The 17,751-nt window shown below is 72.2% G+C and carries 18 protein-coding genes; 6 read left to right on the top strand and 12 right to left on the bottom strand.

Going from position 1 to position 17,751, the window contains the following annotated elements; genetic code table 11:
* Positions 1-44: 44 nt before the first annotated feature.
* Positions 45-1,535, top strand: a complete 1,491-nt coding sequence (locus ABD292_RS00425) for an MFS transporter (RefSeq protein WP_344204210.1) — start codon at positions 45-47, stop codon at positions 1,533-1,535.
* Here ABD292_RS00425 and ABD292_RS00420 read toward each other — a convergent pair.
* From ABD292_RS00420 to ABD292_RS00405, 4 genes are all read right to left on the bottom strand, one after another.
* Positions 1,447-2,190, bottom strand: coding sequence for an ABC transporter ATP-binding protein (locus ABD292_RS00420; RefSeq protein WP_344204207.1), 744 nt, complete (start codon positions 2,188-2,190; stop codon positions 1,447-1,449). The genes ABD292_RS00425 and ABD292_RS00420 overlap by 89 nt on opposite strands.
* Positions 2,187-3,287, bottom strand: a complete 1,101-nt coding sequence (locus ABD292_RS00415) for a FecCD family ABC transporter permease (protein WP_344204204.1) — start codon at positions 3,285-3,287, stop codon at positions 2,187-2,189. The genes ABD292_RS00420 and ABD292_RS00415 overlap by 4 nt, the downstream gene beginning before the upstream one ends.
* Positions 3,284-4,309, bottom strand: coding sequence for an ABC transporter substrate-binding protein (locus ABD292_RS00410; RefSeq protein ID WP_344204200.1), 1,026 nt, complete (start codon positions 4,307-4,309; stop codon positions 3,284-3,286). The genes ABD292_RS00415 and ABD292_RS00410 overlap by 4 nt, the downstream gene beginning before the upstream one ends.
* Positions 4,310-4,624: 315 nt before the next feature.
* Positions 4,625-5,902 (bottom strand): hypothetical protein, encoded by a 1,278-nt coding sequence (locus tag ABD292_RS00405; RefSeq protein WP_344204198.1) that lies wholly within the window; start codon positions 5,900-5,902, stop codon positions 4,625-4,627.
* 157 nt (positions 5,903-6,059) lie between these two features.
* On the opposite strand from ABD292_RS00405, the gene ABD292_RS00400 reads away from it, so the two are divergent.
* Complete coding sequence (locus ABD292_RS00400) at positions 6,060-6,698, top strand: class I SAM-dependent methyltransferase (RefSeq protein ID WP_344204196.1); 639 nt, start codon at positions 6,060-6,062, stop codon at positions 6,696-6,698.
* A gap of 118 nt (positions 6,699-6,816) precedes the next feature.
* On the opposite strand, the gene ABD292_RS00395 is transcribed toward ABD292_RS00400, so the two are convergent.
* On the bottom strand, positions 6,817-8,178 hold the full coding sequence (locus tag ABD292_RS00395; RefSeq protein WP_344204193.1) for an aminotransferase-like domain-containing protein: 1,362 nt from the start codon (positions 8,176-8,178) through the stop codon (positions 6,817-6,819).
* Positions 8,179-8,236: 58 nt separating this feature from the next.
* Here ABD292_RS00395 and ABD292_RS00390 point away from each other — a divergent pair, with 58 nt between their 5' ends.
* A complete protein-coding gene (locus ABD292_RS00390; RefSeq protein ID WP_344204191.1) occupies positions 8,237-8,863 on the top strand; it encodes a LysE family translocator in 627 nt (208 codons plus the stop codon).
* Between the two features lie 249 nt (positions 8,864-9,112).
* On the opposite strand, the gene ABD292_RS00385 is transcribed toward ABD292_RS00390, so the two are convergent.
* Entirely contained in the window at positions 9,113-9,244 is a 132-nt protein-coding gene (locus tag ABD292_RS00385) for a hypothetical protein (protein WP_344204189.1), read from the bottom strand.
* A 160-nt stretch (positions 9,245-9,404) separates the two neighbouring features.
* On the opposite strand from ABD292_RS00385, the gene ABD292_RS00380 reads away from it, so the two are divergent.
* Entirely contained in the window at positions 9,405-10,343 is a 939-nt protein-coding gene (locus ABD292_RS00380; protein WP_344204187.1) for a hypothetical protein, read from the top strand.
* 12 nt (positions 10,344-10,355) lie between these two features.
* On the opposite strand, the gene ABD292_RS00375 is transcribed toward ABD292_RS00380, so the two are convergent.
* On the bottom strand, positions 10,356-10,895 hold the full coding sequence (locus ABD292_RS00375; protein ID WP_344204185.1) for a helix-turn-helix domain-containing protein: 540 nt from the start codon (positions 10,893-10,895) through the stop codon (positions 10,356-10,358).
* A gap of 65 nt (positions 10,896-10,960) precedes the next feature.
* Between ABD292_RS00375 and ABD292_RS00370 the strand changes: the two genes are divergently transcribed.
* Positions 10,961-11,806, top strand: coding sequence for an alpha/beta fold hydrolase (locus ABD292_RS00370; RefSeq protein WP_344204183.1), 846 nt, complete (start codon positions 10,961-10,963; stop codon positions 11,804-11,806).
* Between the two features lie 139 nt (positions 11,807-11,945).
* Here the strand turns inward: ABD292_RS00370 and ABD292_RS00365 are convergent, their stop codons facing one another.
* Together ABD292_RS00365 and ABD292_RS00360 are read right to left on the bottom strand one after the other, a co-directional pair.
* Positions 11,946-12,995, bottom strand: coding sequence for a zinc-dependent alcohol dehydrogenase family protein (locus ABD292_RS00365; protein ID WP_344204181.1), 1,050 nt, complete (start codon positions 12,993-12,995; stop codon positions 11,946-11,948).
* 81 nt (positions 12,996-13,076) lie between these two features.
* Positions 13,077-13,484 (bottom strand): VOC family protein, encoded by a 408-nt coding sequence (locus tag ABD292_RS00360; RefSeq protein WP_344204178.1) that lies wholly within the window; start codon positions 13,482-13,484, stop codon positions 13,077-13,079.
* An 85-nt stretch (positions 13,485-13,569) separates the two neighbouring features.
* On the opposite strand from ABD292_RS00360, the gene ABD292_RS00355 reads away from it, so the two are divergent.
* Positions 13,570-14,166, top strand: coding sequence for a TetR/AcrR family transcriptional regulator (locus ABD292_RS00355; protein WP_344204175.1), 597 nt, complete (start codon positions 13,570-13,572; stop codon positions 14,164-14,166).
* A 3-nt stretch (positions 14,167-14,169) separates the two neighbouring features.
* On the opposite strand, the gene ABD292_RS00350 is transcribed toward ABD292_RS00355, so the two are convergent.
* Genes ABD292_RS00350 through ABD292_RS00340 form a run of 3 tightly spaced genes read right to left on the bottom strand, consistent with a single transcriptional unit; the run spans position 14,170 to position 17,717 of the window.
* Entirely contained in the window at positions 14,170-15,768 is a 1,599-nt protein-coding gene (locus ABD292_RS00350) for an ATP-binding protein (protein WP_344204173.1), read from the bottom strand.
* A 21-nt stretch (positions 15,769-15,789) separates the two neighbouring features.
* Entirely contained in the window at positions 15,790-16,536 is a 747-nt protein-coding gene (locus tag ABD292_RS00345) for an SDR family NAD(P)-dependent oxidoreductase (protein WP_344204171.1), read from the bottom strand.
* The gene (locus ABD292_RS00340) at positions 16,536-17,717 is read right to left on the bottom strand and encodes an acyl-CoA dehydrogenase family protein (RefSeq protein WP_344204169.1); all 1,182 of its coding nucleotides are present in this window, start codon (positions 17,715-17,717) and stop codon (positions 16,536-16,538) included. Before ABD292_RS00340 ends, ABD292_RS00345 begins: the two co-directional genes overlap by 1 nt.
* Positions 17,718-17,751 lie beyond the last annotated feature (34 nt).

Genomic DNA, 17,751 nt, shown 5'->3' with positions numbered 1-17,751 from the left:
GGTGATTCTCTCGTGGAGAGCCACGAACCCCCTGGAGCGTTCAGATGCACGAGCCGACCGGAGCAGTGCGCCTCCACCCCCGACGGTGGCCCGCCCTCATCGTGATCCTCATCGCGGTCTTCATGGACCTCCTGGACGCCACGGTCGTCCTCATCGCGCTGCCCTCCCTCCGGCACGACCTCGGCGCGAGCGAGACCGTGCTGGAGTGGACCGCGGCCGGCTACACCCTCGCCTTCGCCACGCTGCTGATCACCGGCGGCCGGCTCGGCGACCGGTTCGGCCGCAAACGCGTCCTCCTGGCCGGCCTGGTCGTCTTCGTCGTCGCGTCGGTCGCGGCGGGCGCGTCGGTGTCCCCGGCCATGCTGGTCGTCTCCCGCCTCGTGCAGGGCGCCGCGGCGGCGCTGATGATCCCGCAGGTCCTGCCCTTCATCCAGACGGAGTTCTCCGACGAGGAACGGCCGAAGGCCATCGCCGCGTTCGGCATGACGTTCGCCGTCGGCGGCGTCAGCGGGCCGCTGCTCGGCGGCCTGCTGCTCGACGCCGGCCTCTTCGGCTGGGGCTGGCGGACGGTCTTCTTCGTCAACGTGCCGTTCGGGCTCGTCTGCCTGGCCGGCGTGGCCGCCCTGGCGCCGGAGTCCCGGACCGGGGCCGCGCGGAGGTTCGACGTCCTCGGCCTGCTCATCGCCACCGCCGCCCTGGCCGCACTGTTCCACCCGCTGATCGAGGGTCAGGCGCTGGGGCGGCCCGGGTGGATCCTCGCCCTGCCGGTCGCCGCCGTCCTCCTGTTCGCGATGTTCCTCCGGAGGGAACGGACGGCGGTCGGGCGCGGCGCGGACCCCCTGATCAACCCCGCCCTGTTCCGCAGCCGCGCGGTGAGCGGCGGCCTCGCCGTCGCGGTGTTCTTCTTCTGCGGTCCCGCTTACGGGTTCGTCATGACCATCTTCCTCCAGGACTTCGCCGGCTGGACGCCGCTGCGCACCGCGCTGACCCTGCTGGCCTTCGCCGTCGGCGTCGTCTTCGGCTCCGGCGCCGCCACCCGGCTCGCGCCCATGCTCGGCCGCCGCGTCGTCATCGCCGGGCCGCTGGTCATGGCCGCCGGCATCGGGATGGTCGCGGGCGCGGTCCGGCTCGGCGGCACCGAAGTGGGACAGTGGCAGCTCGTCCCGGGGCTCTTCGTCGCGGGCCTCGGCATGGCCGCCGTCGCCACGACGCTGATCACCGTCGTGCTGGCGCACGTCCGCGACGACGACGCCGGCGCCGCGTCCGGCGTCATCAACACCACGATCCAGCTCGGCACCGCGCTCGGGATCGCCGTCATCGGCGCCGTCTTCTTCTCCCTGCTGGACGCCGGTCCGCCCGCCGACGCGACGGTCGCCGCCCTGCTCTGCGTGGCGGCGCTGCTGCTCGTGTCGGCGGCGCTGGGATTCCTGCTGCCGCCTCGGCGGATCACCGATCTTCCTGGAGCCGCTCGAAGACGAGCTGGGGGCGGCGCACCGCGCGCACCCCGTACACCTCGGAGATCAGACCGGGGGTGAGGACCTCGCCCGGCGGGCCGCCGGCCACGACGCGGCCCGCGTTCATGACGTAGAGGCGGTCGCAGAAGGCGGCGGCCTGGTTGAGGTCGTGCAGCACGGCCAGCGTGGCGATCCCCAGCTCGCGGATCAGGTGCAGGAGTTCGAGCTGGTGGCGGATGTCGAGGTGGCTGGTGGGCTCGTCGAGCAGGAGCAGCCGCGTCTGCTGGGCGAGGGCGCGGGAGAGCAGGACCCGCTGTTTCTCGCCGCCGGACAGGGTGGCGAAGATCCGTCCGGCGGCCCCGCTCAGGCCGACCCGGTCCAGCGCGCGGGCGCACACCGCCGCGTCGGCGGCGGCGTCCGCCTTGTAAGGGGTACGGCCCATGGCGACGATCTCCGCCACCGTGAAGTCCAGGTCGGCCGGGATCTCCTGGGCGAGGACGGCGGTACGCCGGGCGGCCTCGCGGGCCGGCAGCCGGTGCACGTCGTCGCCGTCCACCGCGATGAGCCCGGCGGACGGGCGCAGGGCCCGGTAGACGGCGCGGAGCAGGGTGGACTTGCCGCAGCCGTTCGGCCCGACCAGGCCGACCAGCTCGCCGTCGGCCACCTCCAGGCCGGCCTCGCGCACGATCGGGTGCCCGTCCAGCGTGACGGCCACCCCTTTCAGGCCGAGCCTCATCCGACGGTCACCGCCCGGTCCACGGAGCGGCGGCGCAGCAGCCACAGGAAGAACGGCACGCCGAACAGCGCGGTGACGATGCTCAGCGCCAGCTCCTGCGGCGCGTTGACGGTCCGCGCCGCGATGTCCACGAGCTGCAGGAACACGGCCCCGAGCAGCGCCGTCACGGGCAGCACCCGGCGGTGGTCGGCCCCGACGAGCAGGCGCGCCGCGTGCGGCACGATCAGCCCGACGAACGCGATCGCGCCGCTGGTGGCCACCATCACGCCGACCAGCAGCGAGGTCAGCACGAACAGGGTCAGGCGGAAACGGTTGACGTTCACGCCGAGCGAGACGGCCGTCTCCTCCCCGGCGGCCAGCGCGTTCAGCGGACGGTGCTGCACCAGCAGGTACGCCACCCCGACGGCGAGCACCACGGCGGGCAGCGGCAGCAGGTGCCAGCGGGCCGCGCCGAGGCTGCCCATCAGCCAGAAGAGCACCTGCTGCGCGGCCCGCCCGCTCTGCGCGAGTTGCAGCACGAAGCTGTAGGCGGCCTGGAACAGGTACGCCAGCGCCACCCCGGCCAGCACCAGCCGCGACGGCGTGAGCCGCCCGGCCCGCTGCGCCAGCACGTACACCAGCCCGAGGGCCAGCAGCGACCCGGCGAAGGCGGCGGCCGACAACGACAGCCCGCCGAGCGCCGAGGCCCCCAGGATCAGCACGAGCACCGCCCCGAACGACGCCCCCGAGGAGACGCCGAGCAGGAACGGGTCGGCGAGCGGGTTGCGCACCAGCGCCTGCAGCACCGCCCCGACCACCGCCAGCCCGGCCCCGACCAGCAGCGCCAGCAGCGCGCGCGGCAGCCGGAACTCCCAGATGATCTGCTCCTGCACAGGCGTCCACGTACGCGGCACCGCGCCGGGCACCAGCCGGTCGGCCACGATGCCCCACGCCTGCGGCAGGGCGACCGGCACCGCGCCGATGCTCACCGCGAGCCAGGTCGAGGCGACGGCGGCGACGGCGAGCGCGACGACGAGCAGGACGAACCGGCGCGCGCGCCGGTCACGGAGGACGGGCGGCCCGGCCGGCGCCGGGCTCCGCGTGGTGGTGCCGGTCACTGCGCGAAGGCGTCCGGGTGCAGGAACCGGGCGAGGTCGGTGACGGCCAGGAGGTTGCGGTAGCCGGGATGCTGGGCCGCCACGGGCAGGGCGAGGTAGCGCCGGTCCTTGGCCGCGGGGCTGTTCCTGGCGATGGCGAACGCCTCCTCGGCCTTCGCCGGCGAGCTCGGCGTGTCCTCGCCGCGCAGCGTGGCGTAGTCGCTGACCAGCAGCGCCTCCGGCTGGGACGCGCTGACCTCCTCGGCGCTCACCTCGGTGTAGTCGGCCTTGACCCCGGCCAGCACGTTCACGCCGCCCGCCATGGTGATCATCTGGTTCGTGACGCCGGCGCCGCCGTAGGCGTTGACCGGGCCCTTGCCGCCGTCGGTGGCCAGCACCTTGACCGGCGTACGGCCCTCGACCCGCTTCTTGACGTCGGCGAGCTGTCCCTGCAACTCGGTCACCAGCTTCTCCGCCCTTTCGGGAACGCCGAAGATCCGGCCGAGGTTGCGCAGGTCGGTGAAGGTGTCGTCGAGCGTGAACCGCAGCACCTCCTCGGGGCTGCACCAGCCGCCCAGGATGTAGACGGGGGAGCCGGCCGCGTCCAGCTCCTCGACGGTGGCGTAACCGCCGGCGGCGTCGAAGCTCGCCATCGCGTTGTCCAGGACGAAGTCCGCGCCCTGGGCGAGCATGACCTCCTTCTGCGGCAGCATGATCGTCTCGCTGATCTGCGGGATCTTGTCGTACTGCTCCTTCTGTCCCGGCAGGAACGCGCTCTCACCGAAGAACGTGCGCCCGGCGATCCGGTCGCCCAGACCGAGGGCGAGCAGGGTCTCCAGGGCGGGGTGGTAACCGGTCACCACCTTGGAGGGCGGCCGGTCGAAGGTGAGCTTCCGCCCGCAGTTCTCGACCGTCACCGGGAACCCGGCCTGCGCCGCCTGCCCGTTCTGCTGCCCGTTCTGTTGGGCGGCCTCCTGGACGGCCGGCGCCTGCCCGCAGGCGGTCAGTGTCAGAGCCGTCACGAGGACGAGCAGCCTTCTCATGGTGGTCTCCGGGGGCGAGCGGTCGGTCGATCGTGCTGAGAAAACACCACATTCTGCTCATAAATCGCAGTTGCGAGCAACTCGCAATAAACTCCTTCGGGATCATGGCGGGGCGCCGGCACACGCTGCCGCAGCAGGAGGCCGCAGCAGGAGGCTCCAGTGGGGGGCCGCGGCAGGAGGCCTCAACAGGGAGCACTGAAGGGAACCACGGCAGGGGCACCGCAGGGAGCCACGGCAGGGGCACTGCAGGAAGCCACGGCAGGGGCACTGCAGGGAGCCACGGCAGGGGCACTGCAGGGAGCCTCGGCAAGAGGGTTACAGCAGGCGGTCGCGCCGGGCGGCCGCCGCCTGCCGGACTTCGGCGAAGAACGACGCGATGCGGCGCTCCCGCCACCCCTCCTCGTCGAGGTCCTCGACGTCGGGGCCCTCCGCGGCGGAGTCCTCTGCGTCAAGGTCCTCAGCGTCGGAGGTTCCGGCGTCGTGGACCTCTGCGTCGCGGGCCACTACGTCAGGACCCTCTGCGTCAGGACCCTCTGCGTCAGAGCCCTCCTTCTGGGAGACATCCGTCTCGTCGCGCTCGGTGGCGTATTCGGCATACAACAGCCAGCAGCCGCGGATCCCACTGAGCAGGTCCTCCAGGAGATCGAGGGCCGGACGAGCGGGATCCAGGGGAGTGAGCCGCAGGCCGAGGGCGTCCAGGCGCGGCTCGCGCTGGTCCTCGCGCCACTGGGCGAGCAGCCGTTCGGCGGCGTTGATCCGCTGCTGGAGCTGCGCGAGGTCGGGAATCTCACCCTCAGCGACCCGCAGAGCCTCGCGAATCAGGGACATCACCGCCTGACGGGGCGAGGCGCCATCGGCCATCAACTCCAGGACGAGGGTGGGCGTCTCGTGAGGAAGCGCCTCGATGGTGTCGGCCTCGACCACGATCTGCGTGGCGGGCAGCCCGGCGTACTCGGCGGTGACGGCGGCCGCCGCGTCCAGCCAGTGCGCGGCGGCGACCGCGGCCGCGGCCGGATCGATCTCGGTGAAGAGCGTCTCAGGACCGAACGGATCGCCGTGCAGCAAATTGTTCGCCTGAGCCACCTGGACGGGGGAGGCGTCCTCACGGGTGAGGGCGACCGCCTGCCGGGCGCGTTCGGCCAGATTGCCCAGCTCGGCCTGCTCGATGGCGGCCAGTTCCGCGGCGACGTCGATGGTGACGCGAGTGGTCAGCTCGGCGGCCCCGAGCGCGTGCAGGGCCCGCCCCACCCGATGCGCGGCCTCCTCGACCCGTACGAAGGACCGTGCCAGGTAGCCGTCCGAGGGCAGGTTCGGGCTGGTCAGCGCGGTCAGAACGACGGCGAAGGCATCACGCTCCGCCTGCCGGCGCTCACCCTCGGACCCGGCCTCCTGACTGCCGGCGGCGCTCGCCGGATGCGTGTAACACCGCCAGCAGACCTCGGAGAGCCGCGTCAGCGCCCTGGCCAGAGCGAGGGCGTCGTGGCTGGACATCCCGGCGGGAAGATCGGCTACGACCGCCGCAGTGTCCCCCACCCCGGTGTTCCAGGAGGCGATGAGGGCGTTGCGGCTGCGATCGACGGCGTACCGGGTCAAGAGGGCTCCTCGCAGGTGAGCATGGACTGAGCATGGACGATGCTGGGACACGCTCAGCATGGAGCATCAGCCCTCACTCGCAACCCAAATCCGCGCGTCCGCCGCGGAGGAGCGACGGCCGGGTAGGGGCCGTGGCCCTCGGGTAGGGTGGCGCGTCATGATCGAACGCCCCTCCTACCTCACCGACACGGCGAACGCCTACGACGCCGTCGCCGCCCTGTACGCCAGCCTCTTCCAGAACGCGCTCGACGACCAGCCGCTGGACCGCGCGGCGCTGGAGGTGTTCGCCGAGGTCGTACGGACCGGCGGGGGCGGACCGGTGGCCGAGCTCGGCTGCGGCCCCGGATACGTGACGGCGTACCTGCGGAAGCTGGGACTGGACGTCTTCGGCCTCGACCTGTCGCCGGTGATGATCGAGATCGCCCGTGAGGCGTATCCGGAGCTGCGCTTCGAGATCGGTTCGATGGACGCCCTGGACCTGGCCGACGAAGAGCTGCGGGGCATCGTGTCCTGGTACTCGGTCATCCACGTGCCGCCACAGGAGCTGCCGGCGTACATCAGGGAGTTCCGCCGGGTCCTGGCCCCGGGCGGTCATCTGCTGCTCGGCTTCTTCGAGTCCGAGGACGAGCCGGTGACGCCCTTCGACCACAAGGTGACGACGGCGTACCGGTGGCCGATCGATGAGCTGGCCGCGCTGGCGGGCGCGGCCGGCTTCGCCGAGGTCGGCCGGGTGCTGCGCGAGCCGCACGAGGGGGAGCGGTTCCGCCAGGGCCGCCTGCTGATGCGCCGGAAGTAGCGGCGCATATCTCCCGCCCGAGAGCGCCGGCTGGGCGTCACACGGCGAGGAGGCCCGGTGGAGGTCACTCGGCGAGGAGGCCGGTTGGGGGTCACACGGCGAGGAGGCCGGATGGAGGTCACTCGGCGAGGAGGTCGTCCGGCGTGGACCGGGCGAGGCCGGCGAGGACGGCCAGAGCCCGGGAGAGGGTCTCCGGCGGGGGTGAGGCGAGGCCGAGGCGGACGGCGTTGGGGGCGCTGTTCCGCCCGACCGCGAACGCGGCCCCGGGAGTGACCGCGATGCCGTGCCGCGCGGCGGCCGCCACGAACGTGTCGGCCCGCCACGGCGCCGGCAGCTCCCACCAGCAGTAATAGGAACGCGGATCGCTGCGTACGGCGAAGTCGGCGAGGTGGCTCGCGGCGATCTCCTGGCGCATGGCCGCGTCCTGCTGCTTGGCGTTGGCCACCGCCCGCGCCGTGTCGTCGCTCAGCCACCGGGTGGCCGCCTCCAGAGCGAACCGCATCGGCGTCCACCCGCCCGAGCGCAGCGCCGTCGCGACGGACGCGACGGCGGCGTGCGGCAGGACCGCGAAGCCGAGCGACAGGCCGGGCGCGAGCCGCTTGGACAGGCTGTCGACGAGGACCGTGTGCTCGGGGGCGTACGAGGCAAGGGGCGGCAGGTCGTCGCGGAGGAACGACCAGATCGCGTCCTCGATCGCGAGCAGGTCCAGGCGGGCGAGGACGCTCGCGAGCTCGGCCCTGCGCTCCTCGGGCATGCTGATCGACAGCGGGTTGTGCATGGTCGGCTGGACGTAGACGGCCTTCAGCGGGGCCTTGCGCGCGGCGTTCGCGAGGTCCGCCGGATCGAGGCCCGCCGCGTCGGTCCGCAGCGGGACGAGCGTGACGCCGGCGCGGGCCGCGATCCCCTTGAGCACCGGGTACGTGAGCTCCTCCACCCCGAGCCGCCCGCCGGGAGGAACGAACGCGGAGAGGGCCGCCGCGATCGCCTGACGGCCGTTGCCCGCGAACAGCAGCCGCTCGGGGTCCGGGCGCCAGCGCCCGCGCGCGAGCAGATCGGCGACCACGCCGCGGGCCGACGCGGTGCCCGCCGCGCCGACCGGCCGCATGACCGACTCCAGCACGTCGGTGCGGAGCAGCGGGTTGATGCCGTCGGCGAGCAGCTTCGCCTGCCCGGGGACGACGGGGTAGTTGAGCTCCAGGTCGATCCGGCTGCCGGCGGGCTCGGCCAGGGCCGGCCCCGGCCGCGGATCGGCGGCCCGGACGAACGTGCCGCGGCCCACCTCTCCCACGGTCAGGCCCCGGCGGGTCAGCTCCTGGTAGACGCGGGCCGCGGTGGAGCCGGCGATGCCGTGCTCGCGCGCGAACGCCCGCTGCGGCGGCAGCCGGTCGCCCGGCCGCAACCGCCCTGCCGCGATGTCCCGGGCGATCAGGTCGGCTACTGCTCTGAAGTCCTCCACCTTGGGGCCACCCAATCCCTTCATTGCTCCGACTTCAATTCGCCATATTGTACCGAGATCGCGGGGTCGATAACTTCGTTCCATGGTCGAACAAACCGCGGTGCTCGGCGTGGCATCCATAGGTCTTGGGATGGTGCTGTCACCGGGGCCCAACATGATGTACCTGATATCCCGGAGCACGAGCCAGGGGCGGCGGGCCGGCGTCATCTCCCTGGCCGGGGTCGCCGCCGGGTTCCTCGTCTACCTCGTGGCCGCGAACCTCGGCCTCGCCGTGCTGTTCGCCGCCCTCCCCGGGCTCCTCACCGTCATCCGTGTCGCGGGCGCGCTGTACCTGCTGTGGCTGGCCTGGCAGACGGTCAAGCCCGGCGGGCTGTCCGTCTTCGCGTCCCGGGACGTACCGCCGGAACCGCCGCGCCGGCTGTTCCTCATGGGCCTGATGACCAACCTGCTCAACCCGAAGATCGCGCTGCTCTACGTCGCGGTCATCCCGCAGTTCATCGCCCTTGACCAGGGGAACGTTCTGCTCCAGGGCACCGTGCTCGGCTGTGTGCAGATCGCCGTCGCCCTGCTGGTCAACCTCGCGATCGTGCTGGCCGCCGGCGGCATCGCCGGATTCCTGGCCGCCCGCCCCGCATGGCTCCGGGCGCAACGCCTGGTCATGGGATCCCTCCTCGCCGTACTCGCGGTCACACTCGCCGTCGCGCCGTAGGGGAGCCGTGTCCTGAAGGCGGCTACCGCGCGTCCGGAAGGCGAGGCGTGGCGCCGGCCTGAAGCGGGCCTGCGAGCAGCGCCTCCACCTGACGCCTGAGCGGAAGACGCGCGAGCCGGCGTTCTCCTCCGTACACTGCCGAAAGGTCGCGTACGCCATGAAAGGGTGGTAGGTGTCGGATCCGGAGATTCTCGCGAAAAGCGCCGCACCGGCATCGCGAGGAGCCGCAGAACGGGATCAACAACCAGCTCAGGCGATCCGCGCCCGCGGCGGCACCTGGCTGGCCCTGTCCTGCGCGGTCGCCGTCCTGAGCGCGGGATGCGGTGGCGCGGCGGCACCCCGCGACACGCCCGTGCGGACCTCCACCTCTCCCAGCGTCACCGCGGCAACGCGCGATCCCTCTCCGATCGCCACGGCCAGGGGCCGGGGCTGGGAGCTTGCGCATGCCGGCGGTCAGCGCGGAACACGGCTGAGGGCGGTCGCAGCCAGCGGACCGCACGATGTGTGGGCGCTCGGCAGCCCCGATGAAGGCGTCGGCCAGGTGCTGCTCCTGCACTTCGACGGCCGGCGGTGGCGCGAGCGCCCGGCACCCGAGGTGACGTGGGACGCCGGCGACCACGAGAGGTTTCCCGCGCTCGTGGCGACGGGGCCGCGCGATGCCTGGGTCTTCGCCGCCACTACCGCTTTGGCCGCGCACCACTGGGACGGCGAGCGCTGGAGCCCGGTCCGGCTGCCGGACATGGACTACGACCCGGGCGAGCGGGCCGGTGCCACGGCCCTCGCGCCCGACGACGTGTGGCTGGTGGTGGGGGATCACGCCGCGCACTGGGACGGGCGGGCATGGACCGTCATGCGCCTGCCCGCCTGGGCGGCGTCGGTGTCGGCCGCGGCGCCCGACCAGGTCTGGGCGGTCGGTGGCGCCGGCCGGCCGCTCGCTGAGGGGGGCGCCGGATCACAGGCGGCGATCATGCGCTGGGACGGCCGGTCGTGGCAGCTCGTCCCCGCGCCTGAGGACCGCACGCCGAGCGACGAGATCAACAGCTCGGGCCGGCCGGACGGCAGCATCCCGAGGATCACGCTCACCCAGGTCGTCGCCCACGCACCCGGCAACGTGTGGGCGATCGGCACCCGCGAGGTGTTCGACTACGAGGACGGGAGCAGGGGCACCACGATCACCATGCACTGGGACGGCAGGGCATGGTCGTGGATGCCGGGCTCGCCGACGGTCAGCGCCGCCGGCGCCGACGGCGCGGACGGGATCATCCTGGTCGACTGGGACGCCGACGAAGGCGGCCTCGGCGCGGCCATCCGGGTGGCGCCCGACGGCAGCCGGACCCAGCTCCCGCCGATGGCGGGGGCGAACCGCGGACGCGAGATCGACGTCTCCGCGGTGACCGCGGTGCCGGGAACGGGGACGGTCTACGCGGTCGGCCTCGTCCACGGCAGGGACTTCGGCCCCATGATCGCCCGCTACCGCTGAGTCCCGCTGGCTCTATGCGTCGGGCGGTCGTTCGGCGGGGAACAGGATCGCGCTGAGGAGGTAGGGCGTGCGGCCTGGCGCGGGTGTGTTGTCCAGCCGGTCGCGCAGCACCGCGAGCAGGTCGGCCGTCATCGCGTTGAGCTCGTCCGGGCTGAGCCACAGGGTGCCCTGCCGATAGGAGACCGAGTCGGCGGCCGGATCGGCGCCGTCGCGGCTCAGGTAGGCGTCGAACTCGGCGATCAGGACGGCCATGGACGCGGCGAATCCCCGGCGGTGGTCGTCGAGGGACATCGCGGCGGCGGCGTCGGCGTCGATGGTGGGCCGGTCTTGACGCAGCCGGTAGCGGCGCTCGACGGCGCCGCGTACCCGCTGCTCGCCGTCCACCTCCAGGAACCCGCCCTCGGTCAGCTGCGCGACCTGCCGGTACAGCGTGATCTTCGGTACGTCGGGCATGCGGGCGTTCATCTGCGTGATCGTCAGCGTGTCCGCTGCGGACAGGGCGTGCACGATGCGCAGCCGCACGGGGTGCAACAGCTGCTCGACAGGGTCCATGGTCGAACGATTTCATGTGCGATACCGTTATCCAAAATGAAAACGGTGAGTCGGAGGTGATCGGCATGCGCGAGATGCCCGGGCGGCTGGTGCCGGTGAACGGCCGGCACGTCTATGTCGAGGAGTCCGGCCAGGGGCAGGACCGGGTGGTCTTCGAGGCGGGCGCCGGCTGCGGCCGGACCTCATGGGACCCGGTGCTGCCGCTGCTGGCCGACAGGGCGCGGCTGGTCGCCTACGACCGCGCCGGGCGGGCCCTGAGCGGCCGCACCCCCCAGCCGCTCAGCGTCGATGACATGGCCGCCGACCTGGTCGCGCTGATCGGGGCCGTCGTCCCGGGCGACTTCGTGCTCGTCGCGCACAGCATGGGCGGCCTGGTCGCCCGCCGTGCCGCCGAGCGCCTCGGACCCCGGCTGCGGGGCCTGCTGCTGGTCGACGTTCTGCCGGAGACCTCTCCGGTGTACGACACCTGGGACCGGACCACCAGGAAGATCGATCGCATGCTGGCGGTGACGCAGCCGCTCACCCGTTTCCGACCTCTGGCGCGGCTCTTCAGCGGCAACGTCCGGCGCCTGTTCCCCGCCGACACCTACCAGGCCATGCTCGCCGAGGACTTCACCCCCGCCGGGACCTTGCAGACCCGCCGGGAGTTGCAGGCGGTGGCCGCCGCCGTCCCGCGGTTCCGCGCCCGGCCGCCCCAGCTCCCGGGATGCCCGACGATCGTGCTGTCCGCGGCGCACGCCGCCAGAGGGCGGGAGCGCCAGAACGCCGCTGTCCGCGAGCACCAGCGCCGCTACGCCGGGACCTTGCCTGACGGGCGCCACGAGGAAGTCGCCTCGGGGCATCTCGTCCAGGCCGAGCAGCCACATCTCGTCGCCGACCGGATATGCCGGCTCCTCCGCCGCGACTTCTGACCACGCCGATTGACGGCATACAGCGCGCTCATCCAGCTCTGGCAGGGATCGCTGACCGGCGCGCCTCCCTCGTCCCGCTCGTGTTCGCGTGGACGAGGAGGCGCGCCAGATGACGGCCCCGCGGGGTCGCAGACGGACGTCAGCCGTCGGCGCTCCTGGACAGGACGACCTTCAGCGCCCCGGTGTCCGCCGCGTCGGAGAACGTCTGGTAGGCCGCCTCCATGTCGTGCAGCCCGAACCGGTGGGTGATGAAGGTGGTCGGGTCGAGCCGGCCCGCGGCGACCATGTCGAGCAGGGCCGGGGTGGAGTGGGTGTCCACGAGACCGGTGGTGATGGTCAGGTTGCGGATCCACAGGTCTTCGAGATGCAGCGTGACTGGAGTGCCGTGCACCCCGACGTTGGCGACGTGCCCGCCGGGCCGGACCAGCCGGGTGCACAGGTCGAAGGTGTCGGGGACGCCGACCGCCTCGATGGCCACGTCCGCGCCGAGCCCGTGGGTGAGCTCGGCCACCGCGGCGGCAGGGTCGTCGCCCGCGCCGACCACGACGTCCGCGCCCAGCCGTTTGGCGGCCTCCAGCCTCGACGCGGCCAGGTCGACGGCGACGATGTGGCTGGGCGTGAACAGTTGCGCGGTCGTGATGGCCGCCAGGCCGATGGGCCCGGCGCCGACCACGACGACGACGTCGCCCGGCCGCACCCGGCCGTTGAGCACGCCGACCTCGTACGAGGTGGGCAGGATGTCGGCGAGCATGAGCGCCGCCTCGCTGCTCACCCCCTCGGGCAGCGCGTACGTGGACGTGTCGGCGAACGGGACGCGGACGTACTCGGCCTGGGTGCCGTCGATGCGGTGGCCGAGGATCCAGCCGCCGCCGCCGAGGCACTGCCCGTACATCCCGGTGCGGCAGTAGCGGCAGCGGCCGCACGCGGTGATGCAGGAGACCAGCACCCGGTCGCCCTGCTCGACGGTGGTGACCGCGTCGCCGGTCGCCATGACGGTGCCGACGGCCTCGTGGCCGAGGATCCGGCCGGGCTCGACGGCGGGGACGTCGCCCTTGAGAATGTGCAGGTCGGTGCCGCAGATCGTGACGGTGTCCACGCGCACGATCGCGTTCGTCGGCTCGACGATCCGCGGATCCGGAGTCTCCTCCCAGGCGCGCCGGCCTGGCCCGTGATAAATCAGCGCCTTCATCAGGACCTCCTTGTCCTTTCCTCCACCATCACCCCTGACGGCGGGGCGGGAGAAGGGACGAAGGTCCTCGTTCGCGCCGCCTCAGGAGGGCGCGTACTGGGCCGCGTACTCCTCCGACGGCGCGATCGGCGTGATCACGTCCACGAGCACGCCGTTCGGGTCGGCGACGATGAAGTGGCGCTGGCCGAAGTCCTCGTCGCGCAGCTCCAGCTCCGGCGTCAGGCCCTCGTGGACGACGAGGCGCTCCCACTCGGCGTCGACGTCGGCGACCTCGAAGTTGAGCAGCAGCCCCGCGACCGGCCGGCGGTAGGCCGCGGGCAGCGTCGGGTGCTCGTGGTCGAGCAGGGCGAGCTCGTACGGCCCGCGGCGCAGGCTCACGTACCAGTCGGCCTCGAAGGTCACCTCATAACCGAACAACCGGACGTAGAAGTCCTTCGACGCGGCCAGGTCCGCGGTGCACACCACCGGATACACGCTGCTCAGCTCCATGCGCTCCTCCTCCTCACGTTCACATACCGTTGGTATGTCGGCGTACGCTATTTGAGATACCGTTGGTATGTCAAAGAGGGGTGGAATGACCAGGACCGAACAGAAGGAGCGGACGCGCCGCGTGCTGCTCGACACGGCGAGGCGCCTGTTCGCAGCCCGGGGCTACGCCGGGGTGGGGCTGGCGGAGCTCGTACGAGAGTCCGGCGTCACCAAAGGCGCCCTCTACCACCACTTCACCGGCAAGACCGACCTCTTCCGCGCCGTACTGGAAGAGGTGCAACGCGAGGTGGCAGGACGGGTGGCCGAGGCCGCCGAGGCGGAGGACGACCCGTGGGCGCAGCTCAAAGCGGGCTGCGCGGCGTTCGTCGCGGCCGGCGCCGACGCGGAGGTGCAGCGGATCATGCTGATCGACGGCCCCGCGGTGCTCGGCTGGAACGACTGGCGCGCGATCGACGAGGCCACCAGCGTCCGGCACCTGACCGACGCCCTGACCGTGCTCGTCGCGGACGGCACCCTCCCCGCCCAGCCGGTCGCACCCCTGGCCCGGCTGCTGTCGGGAGCGATGAACGAGGCCGCGCTGTGGCTGGCGCAGTCCGCCCCAGCCGACCCGGCCGACACCCAGGCGGCGCTGTCCCGTCTCCTCGACGCCCTGCGTGTTTCGCCCGCCCCGCCCGGATCATGAGCGTCAGACGCGCAAGACGGTGACCTGGTGGCCGGCGGGTGTGGTGGTGTGTTCGAAGTGGCCGCGTTCCTGCCAGGGTGGGGCTTCGGGGCGGCGGTTGAAGATGACCAGGACGCCGGTGGTGAGGGTGAGGCGGTCGAGGTAGTGGTCGAGTTGGGTGAGGCCGGCCTGGGTGGGGTCGGTTTCGCCTGGGCGCCAGACTTTCAGCTCCATGACTTCGCGTTGGAGTTGTCGTTCGCCGTCAGGGGTGGTGTAGGGCCAGCGGATGAGGACGTCGAGGCGTTTGGTGCCGGCGGCGTATTCGCGGTCGAGGTGGCCGCCGCCGTTGACGAGGCGGTGCAGGAAGGCCATGAGGATGATCTGGCAGGCGGCTTCGTGGTAGCCCTCTTGTTGAATGAGGATTTCGCCGTGTTCGCGCCAGAAGGTGACGAACTCCTGGAGCAGGCGTGGCAGGTCGAACCGGCCGTCGGGGAGCACGAAGCTGCGGGGCTCGGCCTTGACGAACCGCTCCGTGCGATCGCCCAGGACCCGTAGCAGGACCTCGCGGTAGATCGGGTTGGCGATCTCCAGATCCCTGGTTCCGCGGATGAGGCCCAGGTCATGAACGTAGGAGACGTCTTTGTCGAAGGCGGCGTCCGTGTCCGGGTATGTCCCGGCCACGATTGGTTCGATCACTCGTTCCACCCGTGGTTCGTGCAGCCGGGCCACCAGGGAGTCCAGGTGGGTGGCGCGCGCTCGGATAAGCCGCTCCTTGGCCTCCTCCACCCGCTCGCAGGTGATGGCGCCGGTCACTCTCATCTTGGAGATGATCTCGTAGGCGAGGGCGTTGACCAGCCAGGGCTGGCCTTGGGTGAGCTCGAAGGCGCGGTCCACCGCGTCTTTGGTGAACTCCTGGCCGGTGGCCTGGGTGTGCTGGTCGTAGAGCTCGGCGATGTCGTCGGCGGTGAAGTCGCCCAGGCGCAGTGAATCGGCGACGATGTTGAACGGGCTGGCCGGGTTCGACCCGTCGGATGGGCCGCCCGAGGCGACCTTGTAGTCACGTACGTCGCGCAGTCCGCACAGCACCACCGACGCGGGGAACGGAAGTCCTTTGTGCCGTGCGTTGTGGCCGTGGCGGAGCTGGCTGAGGATGCTGACCATGCTGTTGCCCTGCAGGGCGTCGATCTCGTCGAGGAGCAGCACCACCCGGCGCGGGCTGCGGCGGCACCACTCACGCAGCGCCGCACGGAACCGACTGCCCGGGGAGGACTGCGGCCAGGGATCCGGCGGCAGCAGCTCGTCGGGCCATCCCGACTCTTCGGCGGCCTCGCGCAGGGAGTCCAGCAGAAGCGACTCGGCGGCGGGGTAGTCGTCGCCGGCCGCCTTGGCGCTCTCGCAGGAGAACATCAGGGCGGTGATGTCGCCCTCGGCGTTCAGCTCGGAGGCCAGAGTGTCCAGTGTGGTCGTCTTGCCGGTCTGCCGGGGCGCGTGCAGCACGAAGTAGCGATCCATCTCGATGAGCTCGCGCGCCTGGGGAAGCCGCTGCGTGGGGGGCAGCATGTAGTGGCGCTGGGGATCGCACGGACCGGTGGTGTTGAAGTACTTAGCTCGGGGTGGCCGCATGAATGCATTCTGTCACTGATTTCACTCGGGCCCACCCGTGTGAGCGTGCGCCGCCCGGAGTGCGCCGTCCATCCGGATGACCTCGCCGTTCAGGTAGTCGTGGTGGATGATCGCCAGCGCCAGGTGCGCGTACTCGTCCGGGCGGGCCGGCCGCCGCGGGAACGGGACGCCGGCCACCAGCTCCTCATGGGACTCCACGACGCCCGGGGCGATGGCGTTGACCCGGATGCCGTGCTGGGCGAGGTCGCGCGCCGCGGGCAGGGTCAGCCCGACGACGCCGCTCATGGCCGAGGAGTACGCCGCCTGCCCGACCCGCCCCTCGTACGCGGCGACCGAGGCGGTGTTGACGATCACGCCGCGCTGGCCGTGCTCGTCCGGCTCGGTACGGGCGATCGCCTCGGCGGCCAGCGCGAGCACGTTGAACGTCCCGACGAGGTTGACCTGCACGACCCGCGCGTACAGGTCGAGGTCGTGCACCCCGCCCCCGTCCAGGACGCGCGCCGACGGGGCGATGCCCGCGCAGTTGACGACCGCGCGCAGCGGCAGGCCGGAGGCGGCCGTCGCGACGGCGGCCCGCACCTCCTCGGGGCTGGTGACGTCGGTGGGGAGGTACTCCACCCCCCGCACCGGCTCCGCGGCGTCGATGCTCTGCTCGAGATCGAGGACGAAGACCTCCGCGTCCTCCTTGACCAGCAGCTCGGCGGTCGCGGCGCCGATGCCGGAGGAGGCCCCGCCGGTGACGATGACGGCGGTGTGGGCGACCTGCATCAGTGCTTCTCCCTGCCGAGGGAGGTGATCACGGGTGCGGTGTTCCCGGCGAGCGAGCGGCCGATGACCATGCGCTGGATCTGGTTGGTGCCCTCGAAGATCTGCATGACCTTCGCCTCGCGCATGTAGCGCTCGACCGGGAAGTCGCGGGTGTAGCCGTAGCCGCCGAGCACCTGGACGGCGTCCGTGGTGACCTTCATGGCGTTGTCGGTGGCGACCATCTTGGCGATGGACGCCTCCCGCCCGAACGGCAGGCCGAGGTCCTTCAGCCGGGCGGCGTGCAGCGTCATCGCGCGGGCGGTCTGCACGGCCGCCTCCATGTCGGCCAGCAGGAACGCCAGGCCCTGGTGCTCGATGATCGGCCGGCCGAACGTCGAGCGCTCCTTCGCGTACGTCACCGCGTGGTCGAGCGCCCCCTGGGCCAGGCCGGTGGCGACGGCGGCGATGCCCAGCCGGCCGGAGTCGAGCGCGGCCAGCGCGATGCGCAGTCCGTCGCCCTCCGCGCCGATCCTGCGCTCGGCCGGCACCCGTACGCCGTCCAGCCGCATCGTCGCGGTCGGCGAGGCGGTCAGGCCCATCTTGCGCTCGGGCGGGTCGGCGCTCAGTCCTTCGGCGTCGGCCGGGACGAGGAAGCAGGAGATGCCCTTGCGGTCGTCGGAGGTCCGCGCCATCACGGTGTAGAAGTCGGCGCGCCCGCCGTGCGTGGTCCACGCCTTCGCGCCGGTGAGCACGTAGTCGTCGCCGTCGCGTACGGCGCGGGTGGTCATGGCGGCGGGGTCGGAGCCGGCGTGCGGCTCGCTCAGGCAGTACGCGCCGAGCAGGTCGCCGCCGAGCATGCCGGGCAGCCAGGCCCGCCGCTGCTCGTCGGTGCCGAACCCGGCCAGCCCGAAGCAGGACAACACGTGCACGCTGGTGCCGACGGCGACGCCGGACCAGACCCGGGCGACCTCCTCCAGCACCCGCAGGTACACGTCGTAGGGCTGGCCGCCGCCGCCGTGCTCCTCGGGGTAGGGCAGGCCGAGCACGCCCATCGCGCCGAGCGTGCGGAACACCTCGCGCGGGAACTCCTCGTCCGCCTCGGCCTTCGCGACGCGGGGGGCCAGCTCCCTGTCGGCGAGGTCCCGGACGATCTCGATCAGGTCGGCGCTCTCTTCGCTGGGCATGACGTGCGATGCGGGCATCCAGGCTTCCTTCGGCGGAGTACGGAACTAAGTA

It is taken from the genome of Nonomuraea bangladeshensis, assembly GCF_039529455.1.
Lineage (GTDB): Bacteria > Actinomycetota > Actinomycetes > Streptosporangiales > Streptosporangiaceae > Nonomuraea > Nonomuraea bangladeshensis.
The sequence above is the reverse complement of the archived record's forward strand: the minus strand, read 5'-3'. Positions and strand labels throughout refer to the sequence as shown.